Genomic DNA, 15,302 nt, shown 5'->3' on the forward strand with positions numbered 1-15,302 from the left:
AACCGCCGGTTCGAGCAGAGCTCCCGGCGGGCGAATCACCCGAAAGCGGGACGTGGGTATGTCGGCGGTCGCCGGTAGCCTGAGAAACCCCTGTACTACGAGCAATCACACCGCGCATCGAGGCGCGAAGGAGACCAAACACAGCCATGGCGCGACCCGCGAAACCCAAACCTCAGAAGACGCTGGAGCAGACGCTCTGGGAGGCGGCCGACAAGCTCCGCGGCAATCAGGAGCCGAGCGAGTACAAGCATGTCGTCCTCGGTCTCGTGTTCCTGAAGTACGTCTCGGACCGTTTCGAGGAGCGGCGCAAGACACTCGAGCAGGAGCTTGTCGCGGACGGCATCAAGCCCGAGCGCCTCGCCTCGTTCCTAGAGAACCGGGACGAGTACGCGAGCCACAACGTGTTCTGGGTGCCGGAGCAGGCCCGCTGGGGTTACATCCAGAGCCGAGCCAAGCTGCCGAGCGTCGGCCAGGACATCGATCAGGCTATGGATCTGGTCGAGAAAGAGAACCCTTCGATCCGTGGCGTGCTGCCGCGCAATTACGGTCGCGACGGCTTGGACAAGCGCCGCCTCGGCGAGTTGGTCGACCTCATCGGCTCGATTGGTTTCACCAGTACCGACGACCACGGAGCGGATGACGTCCTCGGGCGGGTCTACGAGTACTTCCTCGGCCAGTTCGCCGGCAAGGAGACGGGCAAGGACGCTGGAGCCTTCTACACGCCCCGCTGGGTCGTCCGGACGCTCGTCGAGATGATCGAGCCCTACAAGGGCCGCGTCTACGACCCTGCCGCAGGATCCGGAGGCATGTTCGTCCAGTCGGCGGAGTTCGTGAAGGCGCACGGCGGTAAGCGCACCGACATCTCCGTCTACGGCCAGGAGTTCACCGACACCACCTGGAAGCTCGCGAAGATGAACCTCGCGCTGCGAGGCATCGAAGCCGATCTCGGCACCCACTCCGCGGACTCGTTCACCGAGGATCTGCACCCTGACCTGCGGGCCGACTTCATCCTCGCCAACCCGCCCTTCAACGTTTCCGACTGGTGGGACGCGAAGCTCGCCGACGACCCCCGCTGGAAGTACGGCACGCCTCCGCAGGGCAACGCCAACTTCGCCTGGGTGCAGCACTTCATCTACCACCTCAGCCCCAAGGGCACGGCTGGCTTCGTTCTTGCCAACGGCTCTTTGTCGTCGAAGAGCAGTGGTGAGGGAGAGATCCGCCGCAAGCTCGTCGAGGCCGACCTCGTCGACTGCATCGTGGCGATGCCGGACAAGCTCTTCTTCAACACCGGCATTCCGGTATCGCTCTGGTTTGTCTCCAAGGACCGGCACGGCAACGGCCACCGCAAGCGTGAGGGCGAGGTGCTCTTCATCGATGCTCGCAAGCTCGGTGTGATGGCCAGTCGACGCCTCCGCGAGCTGACCGAGGACGACATCCAGAAGATCGCGGGCACGTACCACGCCTGGCGCAACCACGACGGCGGCTACGAGGACATCCCTGGCTTCGCTAAGGCTGCCTCGCTCGAGGAGATCACCAAGCACGGCTTCGTCTTGACGCCGGGCCGCTACGTCGGTGCCGAGGACGCCGAACTTGACGAGGAGCCGATCGAGGAGAAGATCGAGCGGCTCACCAGTGAGTTGTTCGCCGAGTTCGAGCGGGGGCGTGAGCTGGAGGAAGAGGTCCGAAAGCGGTTGGGGGAACTCCGCTCATGACGACTCATTGGGCGACGACGACCTTGGGACGGGCCGGGGTATGGGTGTCTGGCGGGACGCCGTCGACGTCGACGTCCGAGTTCTGGGACGGCGACATTCCTTGGATGAGTTCCAAATCGCTCACCGAGTTCTATGTTCGAGATTCCGACCGTCGCGTCACCGAGCGCGGAGCCGCCAACGGTACTCGCCTGGTTCCGGAGAACACGATCCTGATGGTCGTGCGCGGAATGAGTCTCAAGACCGAATTCCGCATGGGCATCACCCGCCGCGAAGTGGCACTCAGCCAAGACCTCAAGGGGTTGCTGCCGTCTGATGGTTTCGATCCGTTGTTCCTCGCGTACGCGATTCGCGCTCGCACGCGTGACATTCTCGACATGGTCGATGAGGCAGGGCATGGCACCGGGCGACTCCAGACCGATCGTCTCTTTGCGCTTGAGCTTCCTGTGCCGCCGATGCCGGAACAACGGTCCATCGCCGCAACGCTCGGTGCGTTGGACGACAAGATCGGCTGGGTGCTTCAAGTTGCCGAGCGGGAGCGATTCTTGGCAATCACTCGCCTGTCAAATGGGGATGAGCGTGTCCGCGTCGGCGACGTCGCCGAGCTCCAGAAGGGGCTTTCATACAAGGGCTCGGGCCTCAATGACGGCTCAAGCCCGAATGCCCTGAAGATGATCAATCTTGGCAACTTCTCCTTGAACGGTGCCCCGAAGCTCGACGGCACGAAGTACTACACGGGTGATTACAAGTCCAAGAACTTGTTGTCGACATGGGACTTGGTCGTGGCCAATACCGATCTAACGCAGGACCGGGAAGTCCTCGGACGAGGGTTCCTCGTGCCTTCAGTACTGGACGGGGCGATCCACACGCATCACACCTCTGCTGTGCGATTTACGAGTCGGCCTGAGCTGGCGCTTGTCTTGTGGGCGCAACTGCAGTCGCTCGACTTCCGAGATCGAGCCAAGGGCTACGCGACGGGAACAACGGTGACCGCGTTGCCTCCAGCCGCAGTTCTGGATTTCGAAGTTCGTGTTCCAGAGGACCTCGAACGAAAGCTTGAATCCGCTCGATCGCTCATCGAGCATTCGTGGCAGCTCGAAAGCGAAGCGGCGGCGCTTCGCCGCACCCGAGACGCGCTACTCCCCGAACTGCTCTCCGGCCGCGTCCGTGTCCCTGCGGAGGCCGCGGCATGAGCGTCATAGATGTGGCCTGGGCGATCACGTGTTTGAAGGATTTCATCCATGCCACCGATCAGGTGCCCTACGACAACTCCGGCGGCGGTGTGCTCGTGCTCGGCACCCATCAACGTGTCCCTGACGCGAAGGCTGCCGAACATGCCTACGTGGCAGAACAGATCCTCGATCGCGTGCTCCCCGAATGGCGCGCGGCCGACAAGGACGGCGAGCCCAAAGGTAAGGGCCGCTGGAAGCACCTCCGCGATTGGGCTGGTCGGGCCATTGCAGCACTTGAGCGAGAGTCCGAGCTCCGCGAGAAGCTCGGTGACACGGCGCCGCGCGTGTCGGCTGGTGACTTTCATCCCTGGATCTGGAGCGGGGCGCAATCTCTCTGGCAGTCTGGCCACTATCGCTCAGCCGTCGAGGACGCCGCTAAGAAGCTGAACGCTGAGACTCAGAACAAGCTCGGCCGCCGAGATGTCAGCGAAACTGATCTCTTCAAGCAGGCTTTCAGCCTCGACCCGCCTGTGCCTGGCAAGGCCCGCCTGCGCCGGGCGAAGGACGACGGCAGCGACACCTATAGGTCGATGCAGCGCGGAGCTATGGCGCTGGCCGAGGGAATCTACGCGGGCATCCGCAATCCGTTCAATCATGAAGACCCTCGCGATATCGACGAGCAGATCGGGCTCGAATACCTCGCCGCGCTGAGTGTTCTGGCACGCTGGGTGGACGAGTCTGAACTGGAGGTTGCCCCGTGACCTCCTTCAACGAGAACACCGTCGAGCTCGCTGCGCTGGAGTACTTCGCCGAGCTTGGCTACCACACCCTCCACGGCCCGACCATCGCGCCCGGTGAGCAGTTCGCCGAGAGGTCTTCCTACGAGGACGTCTTCCTCTGGGAACGGCTGCGCGACGCCATCGGGGTGATCAACCCCGGATTGGATCGATCCGTCCGCGACGAGGCGGTCAAGCGGGTTCAGCGCGCCGAGTCGCAGAGCGCCATCGACGAGAACTTTCGCCTCCACAAGCTCATCACCGAGGGCGTGCCGGTCGAACACCGCGGCTCCGACGGCCAGGTCCGCACGACCCGGGTATGGCTGATCGACTTTAAGCGGCCGAGCAGCAACGACTGGCTGGCCGTCAATCAGTTCACAATCATCGAGAACGGCAAGAACCGCCGGCCCGACGTCCTCGTATTCATCAACGGGTTGCCGCTCGCACTACTCGAGCTGAAGAATCCGGCCGCCGAGCACGCGACGCTCAAGTCAGCCTGGAATCAGATGCAGACGTACCGCTCGGACATCCCATCGGTGTTCGTGCCGAACGCCGTGACGGTCATCTCTGACGGCACCTCCGCGGCGATGAGTAGTTACACCGGAGGCTTCGAGCACTACGCACCGTGGAAGACCATCGAGGGCAGGGAAGTCGTCACCGATCGACCGGCTCTCGAAGTGCTCATCAAGGGTGTCTTCGACCAGAAGCGATTCCTCGATCTTCTGCAGAACTTCATCGTCTTCTCGGACGAGACCGCGACCGACAAGAAGTCTGGTCAGCCGATCCGGGCGTTGGTCAAGCGGGTGGCGAAGTATCACCAGTACTGGGCGGTCAACGCGGCCGTCGAGAGCACCGTGGAAGCATCGAGCCCGACTGGCGATCGTCGTGGTGGTGTCGTCTGGCACACCCAGGGCTCAGGCAAGAGCTTCGAGATGGTGTTCTATGCCGCCAAGATCATGCGCGACCCGCGGATGAGCAACCCGACGCTGGTGTTCATCACGGACCGCAACGACCTCGACGACCAGCTCTTCGGCGAGACCTTTGCACCGGCGCGCATTCTGCCGGAGACGCCCGTGCAGGCGGAGACTCGGACTGATCTCCGCACCAAGTTGAAGCGGGCATCGGGCGGCATCATTTTCACCACGTTGCAGAAGTTCGCCCCGGGGGAGGACGGAGACGCCAACCCGGTTCTGACCGACCGCCGCAACGTCGTCGTGGTGGCAGACGAAGCCCACCGCAGCCAGTACGGGTTCGGCGAGACCATCGACTCGCACGGACGTATCAAGGCCGGCCTTGCCAAGCACATGCGCGACGCGCTGCCCGGCGCGACCTACCTCGGCTTTACCGGAACGCCGATCGAGTCGGGCGACAAGAGCACTCGCTCCGTCTTCGGCGACTACATCGATGTCTACGACCTGACCCGCGCTGTCGAAGACGGCGCCACGGTCAAGATCTTCTACGAGTCGCGCCTGGCCAAAGTCGATCTGTCCGTCGACGACCTAGCGGCACTCGATGACTTGGCTGACGAGATCACCGAGACCGTCGAGGAAGACGCGGCCACGGCGGCCAAGTCGCGCTGGGCTCGACTGGAGGCCATCGTGGGCGCGGAGGAGCGCCTGGACCTCATCGCCCGCGACATCGTCGAGCACTGGGAGAAGCGCCGGGAGGCTCTCTTCGGCAAGGGCATGATCGTTGTCATGAGCCGCCGCATCGCGGTGAAGCTCTACGAGAAGATCACCGCCCTGCGCCCCGACTGGCACTCCGACGACCCGGCCAAGGGGAAGATCAAGGTTGTCATGACCGGCTCGGCTGCCGACCCCGCCGAGTTCCAGCCGCACATCCACTCGAAGGATGTCCGGAAGGACCTCAAGCTCCGGGCCAAGGACCCGGACGACGAGCTGGAGCTGGTGATCGTCCGAGACATGTGGCTGACCGGCTTCGACGCTCCGAGCATGCACACGATGTACGTCGATAAGACGATGCAGGGCGCCGGACTGATGCAGGCCATTGCCCGGGTCAACCGCACCTTCCGCGACAAGCCCGGTGGCCTCATCGTTGACTACATCGGCGTTTTCGCCAACCTGCAGGCTGCACTCGCCGAGTACAGCCCGTCCGACCGTGACCAGGCCGGCGTGCCGATCGACGAGATGGTTGCCGTGATGATGGAGAAGCACGACATCGTCCGCGGCCTGCTGCACGGCGTTGCCTACGATGCCTCGCCGCTGCTGTCGGCGTCGCAGCGGTTGGCGGAGTACGCCAAGGTGCTCGACTTCGTCATGGCCGATCCGGACCGCACCAGTCGTTTCAACGACCAGGTGCTGGCACTGGCCAAGGCGTTCGCGCTGGCTGGCGCCCGTGATGAGGCCGCCGCCATTCGCAACGACGTCCGGCTCTTCACTGACGTCCGCGCTGCCATCCTTAAGATCCAGAACCCCGACTCCGGGCGTGGTGGGTCCGGCGCGGTTGCGGTCGACACCGCGCTCGGGCAACTGCTCAACGAGGCGGTCGCTGCTGATCAGGTGATCGACATCTACAAGCTCGCGGGTGTCGACACGCCGGAACTGTCTATCCTCAGCGACGAGTTCCTCGACTCGTTGGCGCAAAAGGAGAAGCCCAACCTCCAGATGGGACTGCTTCGCCGCCTGCTCAACGATCAGATCAAGACGGTCCAGCGAACCAACCTGGTGCAGGCACGCAAGTTCTCCGAGCAGCTCGAGGAAGCCATCAACCGCTACACGAACCGCTCCCTGACCACGGCGGAGATTATCGCCGAGCTGGTCAAGCTGGCCAAGCAGATGCGCGACGACCAGAAGCGGCATTCCGAGCTGGGGTTGCGCGAGGACGAGATCGCGTTCTACGACGCCATCGCCCAGAACGATTCAGCAGTGCTCGAACTTGGCGACGAGACCCTAAAGGCCATCGCCCGCGAACTTGTGACGGCAGTGCGAGCTTCGGCAACCATCGACTGGAATCTCAAAGACTCAGTACGCGCCGCCATGCGGTCCAAGGTGCGACGCCTGCTGGCCAAGTACGACTACCCGCCAGATGCCGAAGAGAAGGCTATCGAGCTGGTGCTAGAGCAAGCGGAAGTGTTTGCGCGAGGCGAATCCGAACCGTGAGCGATCCGAACTGGCTTCTCTCGACGCTCGCGCAATCGACGGCTGCGATCGTGGCGATCGTGGGCGGGTTCCTCGTGAGCCGCCTGGTTCAGCTATCGAGCGAGAAGGAGGGGCTCCGACGTCGGCTCACCAACGCGCGCGATGAACAGAAGCACGTTGCCCAGCTCTTCGAGGTGGCGCATGAGTACCGCCTGGAGAACAGCAGGGAGGCCTTCTTCGGGTGGGTGCTGGACGATCTGGTGAAGCGCGACGAGGACTTCGATCCCCAGGCTCTGCTGGAGAAGAACATCCCCCGGGGCAGCTCTCTCAATGAGATGGCGGAGTACCTCGACGAGATCATTCCGCGAGTCGACGCCGCGCTCGCCAACGTAGGCGCCTACCTGAGCCCGAGCGACACGCGAGACGTCACGATAGAGGACCTGGAAGCACGCGGCATGAAGGTGCCGCCTGAAGACCGGGAGATCTACGACAACATCGAGTACAACGTGCTCGACGACCTGCCTGAGCGAACCTATGACGCAGGCCCGCACGGACTGCTCATCAATCCTGTGCCGCACTTGCGGGTGCCGCTGATGGAGTCTCCCGCGATCACCACGACGGAGCTGCGGCGGCTCGACGATTCCATCCGTGAGGAGCAGGAACTGCTGAGCCGCCGGTCGATGCTCGAAGCGGAGATTGCCCGACTGGCCGCCGCTATCGAGCAGATCGGCAAGCCCGTGGCCGTCACGCCTGCCGTCTGGATTCTCGGCATCTACTCGGTCCTCGGCATCGTCGCTCCGGTGGCGGTCATGGCGTTTTTCCCGTTGACGATCGACGCCTGGCTGGCCTGGGCGCTCGTCGGCATGTTCGTCGTCGGCCTGGCGCTCGTGGTGATCTACATCTATTGGTACGCCAGGTCGCTCAATGCGGGCGCCTCCAAGCAGCCGGTCGGGGGCGAGAAGTAGTGGCCTCCGTCGATAGCCAGATCCTGAACGCGAGCGCGACGATCTCGGAGAACATCGAGGTGCTCGCTTCGAACCGGAGCCTCCTGTCTCGCAATGTCCTCAAGCAGCTGCGCGACCTCACCGAGGGCGTCATCGTTCGGATGCATCTGCGGGACGGGTCGGCCGAGTTCAGCCAGGACGCCATAGAGGCTGCGACGTCATGGGTTGGTTCGGCGAGCAAGAAGGTCAACTTCCTTCACCGCTTCCACAAGCTCCTGCAGATGAGCGAGTCGCACTACACGTTCGAGGGGGACATCTCCGAGCGGCTGATGCTCAAGTACTACGAGTACCTCCTCCGCATCCGAACCCTGCTCCACGACGAGTGCGGCATCGATGTGCTCGACAATCTCGAGAAGTTCCCCGTCGACCTTGACCCGTCGCTACGGGAGTACCACGAGAAGATCGCCGAACGAATCGACGCGGTCGGTCTCACCCCGCCAGACGCCGCGAAGGAAGACCACTACTACGTGCGCGCCGTGCGCCCGTTCATCACGGGCGGGCGTGTGTTCTACGAAGTCACCTTCTCGCACATCACCGATCGGCCCAACAAGTTCGACCGCATCATCGCCTTCACCGACATCGATATGACGTCAAGGTACGCGGCCAACCTCCGCCTCGAAAGCGATGAGATCGAGGTGCTCGGCCGGCGCATGCCGATCATCATCATCCGCGGATGGAAGGTGGCGATTCGGCCGTGCGAGTTGAACCACTTCGCCGAGATACTCGGGATGTCGACCTCGGACAGCCGCACCGTCGAGTACCACGCCCTGATGCAATACCTGACCGACACCGGCGCGAGCCTGCTCGATCTCGTGGATATGCCGGACGCGCTGTATGAGCACATCAAGGCGCGCGCGACGGCCAGCGCGAAGCCGCCGCGGATTTTCCCGGCGTTCGACAAAGCACGGGCGATCATCCGGGCGAAGGCCCCGGGGACGAACGTGCTGCGCTACCTGCTGTTGGAGATGAACAACCGGATCATCAAGCTGCAGCAGGACGGACTGCCGAATCGCTACCTGTCGAGCCTCCACCTAACGAGCAGCGCGCGTCCCTTCGACACGATGCCCTTCGCCGCGGCACCGCGGGGGCATGTGCCTCGCATGGCAGATCTTCTCGAATGCATCGATACGACCGGGCGCGAGCACGAGCTCTTGGCGAAGCGCATCAAGACGAACGTTGAGCGGCACGGCATGTTGTATACGCCCGCGGCCGACCTCGGGAGCTTCGGCGCGCTCGAGGATCTGATTGCGACGCACAACCGGACGATCCCGCCGACACCTTCCCACGCTGGCAGGGTTCTGGAGATGGACCGGGACCACGTCTTCATGCACGAGTATGAGGACGGCACGGTCGCGATCATCGAGAAGCTGCAGGCGCTGGCGACCGAAGGCGTGGACGGCTGGGAGGTCTCCGTCGAACGGTGGCTCGACGAGACGCCGCTCAAGATCGACGACGAGGTCAAGAAGGCGGCGCTGAGGGCGCTCTTCGCCTCCTCGCGCGTGGCGCTCATCTACGGTGCGGCAGGTACCGGCAAGTCGACGATGGTCAACTACATCGCCAACTACTTCGGCGAGAATTCCAAGCTCTTCTTAGCTCATACCAATCCCGCCAAGGCAAACCTGGAGCGCCGGGTGACGGCACAGCAGAACGCCGAGTTCCGTACCATCAGCAGCCAGATCGGGAGGACGGGGCCGCAGCCCAACTATGACGTCTTGGTTATCGATGAGTGCAGCACGGTCAGCAACTCCGACCTGCTCAAGGTGCTGGACAACACCGACTTCAAGCTGCTGGTGCTCGTCGGGGACGTCTTCCAAATCGAGGCGATCCAGTTCGGTAACTGGTTCAGCATCGCGCCGAACTTCCTGCCGCGCGGATCCTCGTTCGAGCTGACGAAGCCGTGGCGCACCGACGATCGCTCGCTGCTCGACTTCTGGGCGAAGGTGCGCGGGCTGGAGGAGGGGATCGACGAAGTCCTCGCGCACTACGGCTATTCCGGCGTGCTCGACGAGTCGCTGTTCGCCCCTAAGCGCGATGACGAGATCATCCTCTGCCTGAACTATGACGGGCTGTACGGGATCAACAACATCAACCGCTTCCTCCAGGCCGGCAACCCCGGGAAGGCAGCGACATGGGGTGCCGCGACGTACAAGGTGGGTGACCCGGTGCTCTTCGGTGAGTCCGGCCGGTTCCATCCGCTGATCCACAACAACCTCAAGGGGCGGATCGCCGACGTCGAGGCGTTCGCTGATCGGATCCAGTTCGACATCTGGTTGGACCGCCGCGTCACCGAGCTGGACGTGTGGGCGTACGAAGGTCTCGAGTACGTCGGTGACTCGACAGTGCGGTTCAGCGTGGTGCCGCGGGCAAACACGGACCAGGACAACGAGGACCTCGGGTCGATCGTGCCGTTCCAGGTCGCGTATGCGGTGTCCATTCACAAGTCGCAAGGTCTGGAGTATGACTCGGTCAAGGTCGTCATCACCGATGCAAACGAGGACGACATCACGCACGCCATCTTCTATACGGCCATCACCCGGGCGCGCGAGTCGCTCACGATCTACTGGACCCCGGAAACGCAGCGTGCCGTCCTCAGCGGACTCAAGCGGGTTGGCAACGGCCGGGACGTCGGTCTACTGAAGGCGCGGCGAGGGCTCAAGCGCATCGGGGCTGGCTCGGGGGCGCAGTGAGCGGGCGGAGAGCGAAGGCCGCGCGCCGCGCTGCCCGTATCGCGGCTTCCGACATCAGAACCATCATGATCGAGACCGCCCAGCGAGTCCTCGCCGTGGACCTCAGCATGGTGCCTGCCACCCGCACGGTCCAGTTCGTTGTCGGCTGGACACGAGCTGCGTTCGAAGAGTCTCGGGCGATCGCCGTGCTGACTCGGGAGGGACTCGCGCACGCCGCCGCCCCCAATCGCCGAAGCTTCGCCGAGCTGATCCTCCGCCTGCAGTGGCTCCATTCCGTCAAGCCCGACCAACGTGCGGGGGCGCTCGACGGCATGATCGAGGAGGAGAAGGGCCTGACGCGCAAGTTCTACGGGCATCTCAAGCACATGGGCTACGACGCGCAGCCAGACCTCTCGGACATGGAGCAGGTGCTGACGGACGTCATCCAGGACGGGCGGCTCGTCGATCAGGCGAAGCGGATCCTTGCAGCGGCCAAAGCCACCGATGGTGCGGCGATAGGCATGTACTACGCCTGGCGGGAAGAGACGCAGTACATGCACGCGACGGCTCAACTTGCTGCCGCCTACGCTCCCGAGATTGAGGGGCGACTTGGATCTGGACGACCGCCGGTCGTAGACCTCGAATTCGAGGGGCATCGGACGGCCACAGTTCTTGCTGTGGCGCTGGCGTACCGGCTCCTTGTCGAAGAAGGAGTCGACGAGCACACGGCCTCGTTGCTCATTGACGCGTTCTTCGGCTGAGCCACTTCAGGGTGTATGCAGCTCCTACCAGTCCTGCGGAGGCGCCCGACTTCGGACAATTGACCCCGTTGCGCTCATGCTTCAGAATCAGGCGCAGATATGGCGCGACGGGCATCCCGCACCAGTTCTGGTCCTGTCTCCTCGGCACGTCGAGGCTTGGAAGACATACGGGGCTTCACCATCGTGGAGCTCCTGATCGTCATCGTTGTGATCGGCATCTTGGCCGCGATCACGGTCGTGGCGTACACGGGCATCACCAACAGCGCCAGTGTCCGCGTCGCTCTTGATCTCCCATCCGCTCAAGAAGGAACCCACTACCGCGACATCCACCCGACGGCGGCCTTCCTCGAGTCCCAACTCATGTCGTACGAGCGCACCAGGCTCCATCGACAGGGTTAGGAAACGGTCGAGGGCAAGACGGATCTCCACGTCGCGCACACCCCGAGGATAGGTGCACTTACGTCAGCCACCCGCGTGCCTATCCGTGGGCCGCGTCTCGTCGATGGCCAGCCCGAGGCCTTTGAGCTACCACGTACCGGTCCGCTTCGCCTTGTAGCCGTCGCGAGGAAGACCCCCCGTTCTTGGAGTGCCTGGATGAACGAGCGGAGCGTCCACGCACGGGCGCGGCCCTCTGCCTCGCAGAACTCTTGGAAGCGCTGTAGATGAGCTCGGCCTTTTCTCGGTGGGATGCCCTGGCAAGTCGAGGGGCGCCGTTCTCAGCCCTGAAGCACGCCCCGGCGGCACCCTGGTTGCTCTGGTGTGCCATCGAGGTCGCACCCGGTCTCCGCCAGGCGGCATAGGGGCGGGTGGAAGCAACCGCTCCCATCCGTACCCAGTAGAAAGGCACACCCGTGCACACCGACCTCGAGCTCGAGCTCCTCGACGCCATGCCCGCGACCTTCACCCCTGACACCTGGCACCCCGCCGTCGCCCTCATGGAACTCCAGGCGGCCTTCAGCGCCCACTGGACCGAGGAGCCCGCCGACAAGCTGCCGGCCCCGACGGAGGCGGGCGCCTACGGCATCAGCTTCGCGCAGTACGCCGCGTGGCTCGCCCTCCTGCTGATGGCCGACGGCGCCCCCACCCGCGACGCCTACGATGCCGTCCACGCCAACGCCCACAACCTCGTGCGCGTGTTCCGCGAGGGCAAGTCGCCCGTGGTGCTCGTCGAAACCGTCCGCGAGTTCATGTAGCGCCCACTCGCGGTGTCGCCTCGGGACATGGCCGTGCTACTGCGAGGTGGCGCGTGTCCCGGGGCGGGACAGCGCGCGTGGGACGGTTGGTGCCACGTCACACCAGGCGCTGTCGTGGGACGTGTCCCTAGGCAACCGTGTCGGCGGACCGCACTAGCGGGCTGCAACTGGAACCGGTGTCGCCAAGTCCGCTACTGCGGTACCGCACGAGGGGCACACCGGTGATGCAAAGTCGTCACCACTGAACGGGTCGATAGCCGCGACAAGGCCATCCACTCGCAGCTCCTCTCCTCGGCCAGAAACTTAGCGGCCGGACACCTGCCAAATGTCGTGGCCGATCTCCGCCGCATGTACCTGCAGGACACCCTGGACAGAACGGACAACTCATGAGACGCGACATCGGCTCGACCAAGGATGCGAAGGCGCGCCGCGTCTTCTGGCGTCGGCCGGACGCGACCATTACCTTCGAGCGCGCGGACGACGGCACCATCCTCGAGATCGAGCTGCCCGGCGCCTCGACCGAGGGCTACTACGTCGATGAACACGGTCAGCGCGTCAACAACGTGACCGCTGCCGAGCGAGCGGCCGCTGCAGGCGCTGCCGATCCGGCGTCGCGGGCCTCGGCGGCGGAGTGAGACCGACGATGCATCCGCCCGCACCGCGACGGGTTCCGACGTGCTGAGCTATACGCCGCTGCGTGCGGCCGTCTACCTCATGGGCGGCGAGGAACTGGTTGAGTTCCAGCGCGAGGAGTTCATGGAGGGCGTGCCGTTGAGGATCGTCGTCATCGGGTTGCCAGACCATCGCGTTCACCTCCTTGGCCTTGTCGGCGACATCGTCGAGGACAGCGTCACTTTGCCCACGGAAGAGTACGGGGCCGCCGTACTCGAGATGGGCAGGCGCCTGATCGGGGAGTGATTGTTCTGCAGGAAAACCTGCAACTTGGAGTGCAGGAAAACCTGCAACTTCGTTCGACTTTCAGCCCCAGATCGGGTAGACACCAGCCGTAGCCGTGTGAAAGCGCCCAGTGCCGCGCATAGACAAGAAGACGGAGCATCAGGGCCTTGGGGGGCTACGCTCCGCAGTTCCTTCCGGAGACAGCGGGAGGGCATCGTGCGTGGTGTCCGGTGCCCTCCGCTGCCGGTGCGGCCTCGTAGACTGAACACCTAGCGGCGGCCGGGCCGGCACTACCAGCTCAGCCAACCCGGAGAAGACCTGATGGGGTCGAACAGGCGGTACGCCGATCACTACGACCGGCTCATGGACGCTCGTGTCGCCGAGGTCGTCGCCCGCGGGCACGAGCCGGACACGCTCACCGCGGAGGAGCTCGACCTCACACACGAGCCGCTCACCCGCACCCCTATCCCGCGGCCTGTGCGCGCGTGGGTGAGATACGGCGGTGTGCCGTTGCGCGTCGACGCCGAGCTTGTCGCGTGGACTCGTGCTGCGGCGGCGATCAGGTGGCGACTCGGCGACATCCAGCACCGGGCATGGGTGTGGGGGCCCGCGGTGGAGGACCGCAACGACACCGGCGGGCGGTAGCGTGAGCGCGATGTCCGATCCCGACCTCTTCAGCGTGTCGGCACCGAGCTGTACGCACGGCTACCACCATCCCCACGGCGCACCTCACGCGTGCGATGGCTGCTGTCGTGCACCGGCCCCCCAGGGCGAGCGGCTCGTGATGCCGGTCTCGGGCCGGACGACCGTTGTGATCTTCGCGCCGACGTGGAGCGCCATCATGGCCGAGGCGCGACGCCGGGACCTCTCGTTGGCCGCGTGGACGGGTGCCGTCGTACGCGGGCTCGCGGAACCGCTCGTTCTCGAGCATGACCCCACCCCGTCCGTCACCGGCGTCACTGCCGCCGTCGCTGCCTCGGCGATCGCCGCCGAGCTCGCTGAGGGGCGACCCGACCAGGCGTTCCGCAGCTTCATCTCATATTCGGACGCGCTGGCGAAGGCCGACGCCGCTGGCCGCGTCATCCTCAGCGCCGCAACACCGGCGACGACCGACGACGCCGCCTGGGACGCCGCACTCGCCGCCGCGACCGAGTACTGGCTCGACGCCGCCACCGCCCCGAAGCCGGCATGGCTCGCCGACCCCTGGCGGCGCCTGGACGCGCCACAGACCCTCTCGTACAGCCGGTACGTCGAGCCGCCTGACCCTGCCGAGGTCCCGCCGCAGTTCATCGCGCGGAACATCCTCGTCGCCAGCTCGACGCTCGAGAGCGTCTGACACCCAACCCCAACCCAGCCCGCTCGCGGCGCGAACAGCGCCGCCCTCGCTGCCCACAAGCGACCAGACCGGGGGCCTCCGCCCGTTGCGCGTGCTCCGACCCCCGGCGCTGGCGGAACGCCTGGTCGGGTCGCTGCCGGAACCCCGCTGGCGTTGCGTCTCGCGGGAAGCGTGCGCGTCGCCTGGTCGTGCAGGGGCGTGACGCGGGCGTGACGTGAGGCTGCGCGCCGCTGGGCGTTCCGTCGACGTACTGCGGGGCGTGACGGTGACGGTGAGCTGGCGGAGAGGGCGCCGTGTCGCCGGAACGTGTCGGTGCGCTACGCGGGCAGGAAGAGCCCACACCGCAGGCCCGGCACCGCAGGTGACGCCACCGTCGACGACACGCAGGCGGAAGCGATGCACGCCCCGCAGGCAGCGGCCGAAGGCCGCCGCAGGCGCACCGCAGACCACCGTGAACGCAACGCGGCGCCGGCGGAGCCCGGAACGACCGGAGCGAACGGCGAGAGGAGCGACGCGACGGAGGACGAGCGCCAGCGAGGACGACGGGAGCGAGAGCGACGAACGCAGAGAGCGCAGGGAGCGGAGGGCGGAGCCGGTCTACTGAGGTTCGCCCCCGAGCTCGAGCTCATTCTTGATCTGGTCCGCAGGGATCTCGCCGGCGATCCAGCGCCCGACGGCGCGGTTGAACCT

At 64.9% G+C, this 15,302-nt stretch carries 13 protein-coding genes; all 13 read left to right on the forward strand.

Annotated features, from left to right (window positions below; translation table 11 throughout):
* Positions 1 to 146 precede the first annotated feature (146 nt).
* The 13 genes from H4J02_RS06615 to H4J02_RS06675 all read left to right on the forward strand — a co-directional run bounded on the left by H4J02_RS06615 (position 147) and on the right by H4J02_RS06675 (position 14,612).
* A complete protein-coding gene (locus H4J02_RS06615) occupies positions 147 to 1,712 on the forward strand; it encodes a class I SAM-dependent DNA methyltransferase (protein WP_187676282.1) in 1,566 nt (521 codons plus the stop codon).
* Positions 1,709 to 2,902 carry a restriction endonuclease subunit S gene (locus H4J02_RS06620; protein WP_187676283.1) on the forward strand — a complete coding sequence of 398 codons (1,194 nt, stop codon included), beginning with the start codon at positions 1,709 to 1,711 and terminating at the stop codon, positions 2,900 to 2,902. The genes H4J02_RS06615 and H4J02_RS06620 overlap by 4 nt, the downstream gene beginning before the upstream one ends.
* An 11-nt stretch (positions 2,903 to 2,913) precedes the next feature.
* The gene (locus tag H4J02_RS06625) at positions 2,914 to 3,642 is read left to right on the forward strand and encodes a TIGR02391 family protein (RefSeq protein ID WP_262406253.1); all 729 of its coding nucleotides are present in this window, start codon (positions 2,914 to 2,916) and stop codon (positions 3,640 to 3,642) included.
* The gene (locus tag H4J02_RS06630) at positions 3,639 to 6,776 is read left to right on the forward strand and encodes a type I restriction endonuclease subunit R (RefSeq protein ID WP_187676285.1); all 3,138 of its coding nucleotides are present in this window, start codon (positions 3,639 to 3,641) and stop codon (positions 6,774 to 6,776) included. The genes H4J02_RS06625 and H4J02_RS06630 overlap by 4 nt, the downstream gene beginning before the upstream one ends.
* Complete coding sequence (locus H4J02_RS06635; RefSeq protein ID WP_187676286.1) at positions 6,773 to 7,720, forward strand: hypothetical protein; 948 nt, start codon at positions 6,773 to 6,775, stop codon at positions 7,718 to 7,720. Before H4J02_RS06630 ends, H4J02_RS06635 begins: the two co-directional genes overlap by 4 nt.
* Positions 7,720 to 10,446, forward strand: coding sequence for an ATP-dependent RecD-like DNA helicase (locus H4J02_RS06640; RefSeq protein ID WP_187676287.1), 2,727 nt, complete (start codon positions 7,720 to 7,722; stop codon positions 10,444 to 10,446). The genes H4J02_RS06635 and H4J02_RS06640 overlap by 1 nt, the downstream gene beginning before the upstream one ends.
* A 65-nt stretch (positions 10,447 to 10,511) precedes the next feature.
* Positions 10,512 to 11,186: a hypothetical protein gene (locus H4J02_RS06645; RefSeq protein ID WP_187676288.1), complete on the forward strand. Its 675-nt coding sequence runs from the start codon at positions 10,512 to 10,514 to the stop codon at positions 11,184 to 11,186.
* Positions 11,187 to 11,369: 183 nt separating this feature from the next.
* Positions 11,370 to 11,585, forward strand: a complete 216-nt coding sequence (locus tag H4J02_RS13885) for a hypothetical protein (RefSeq protein ID WP_222942221.1) — start codon at positions 11,370 to 11,372, stop codon at positions 11,583 to 11,585.
* A 452-nt stretch (positions 11,586 to 12,037) separates the two neighbouring features.
* A complete protein-coding gene (locus tag H4J02_RS06655; RefSeq protein WP_187676289.1) occupies positions 12,038 to 12,379 on the forward strand; it encodes a hypothetical protein in 342 nt (113 codons plus the stop codon).
* Between the two features lie 386 nt (positions 12,380 to 12,765).
* A complete protein-coding gene (locus tag H4J02_RS06660; RefSeq protein WP_187676290.1) occupies positions 12,766 to 13,014 on the forward strand; it encodes a hypothetical protein in 249 nt (82 codons plus the stop codon).
* Positions 13,015 to 13,054: 40 nt separating this feature from the next.
* Entirely contained in the window at positions 13,055 to 13,297 is a 243-nt protein-coding gene (locus H4J02_RS06665) for a hypothetical protein (RefSeq protein ID WP_187676291.1), read from the forward strand.
* A gap of 342 nt (positions 13,298 to 13,639) precedes the next feature.
* Complete coding sequence (locus H4J02_RS06670; RefSeq protein WP_262406254.1) at positions 13,640 to 13,921, forward strand: hypothetical protein; 282 nt, start codon at positions 13,640 to 13,642, stop codon at positions 13,919 to 13,921.
* A gap of 10 nt (positions 13,922 to 13,931) precedes the next feature.
* Positions 13,932 to 14,612 (forward strand): hypothetical protein, encoded by a 681-nt coding sequence (locus tag H4J02_RS06675; protein WP_187676293.1) that lies wholly within the window; start codon positions 13,932 to 13,934, stop codon positions 14,610 to 14,612.
* The last annotated feature ends 690 nt before the right edge of the window (positions 14,613 to 15,302 follow it).

The organism is Protaetiibacter sp. SSC-01, assembly GCF_014483895.1.
Lineage (GTDB): Bacteria > Actinomycetota > Actinomycetes > Actinomycetales > Microbacteriaceae > Homoserinibacter.

Excerpts from the sequence above, each read along its gene's own strand:
- H4J02_RS06615 (WP_187676282.1), top strand. The coding sequence starts at position 147 with ATGGCGCGACCCGCGAAACCCAAACCTCAGAAGACGCTGGAGCAGACG.
- H4J02_RS06670 (WP_262406254.1), top strand. The coding sequence starts at position 13,640 with ATGGACGCTCGTGTCGCCGAGGTCGTCGCCCGCGGGCACGAGCCGGAC.
- H4J02_RS06645 (WP_187676288.1), top strand. The coding sequence starts at position 10,512 with ATGATCGAGACCGCCCAGCGAGTCCTCGCCGTGGACCTCAGCATGGTG.
- H4J02_RS06660 (WP_187676290.1), top strand. The coding sequence starts at position 12,766 with ATGAGACGCGACATCGGCTCGACCAAGGATGCGAAGGCGCGCCGCGTC.
- H4J02_RS06675 (WP_187676293.1), top strand. The coding sequence starts at position 13,932 with ATGTCCGATCCCGACCTCTTCAGCGTGTCGGCACCGAGCTGTACGCAC.
- H4J02_RS06620 (WP_187676283.1), top strand. The coding sequence starts at position 1,709 with ATGACGACTCATTGGGCGACGACGACCTTGGGACGGGCCGGGGTATGG.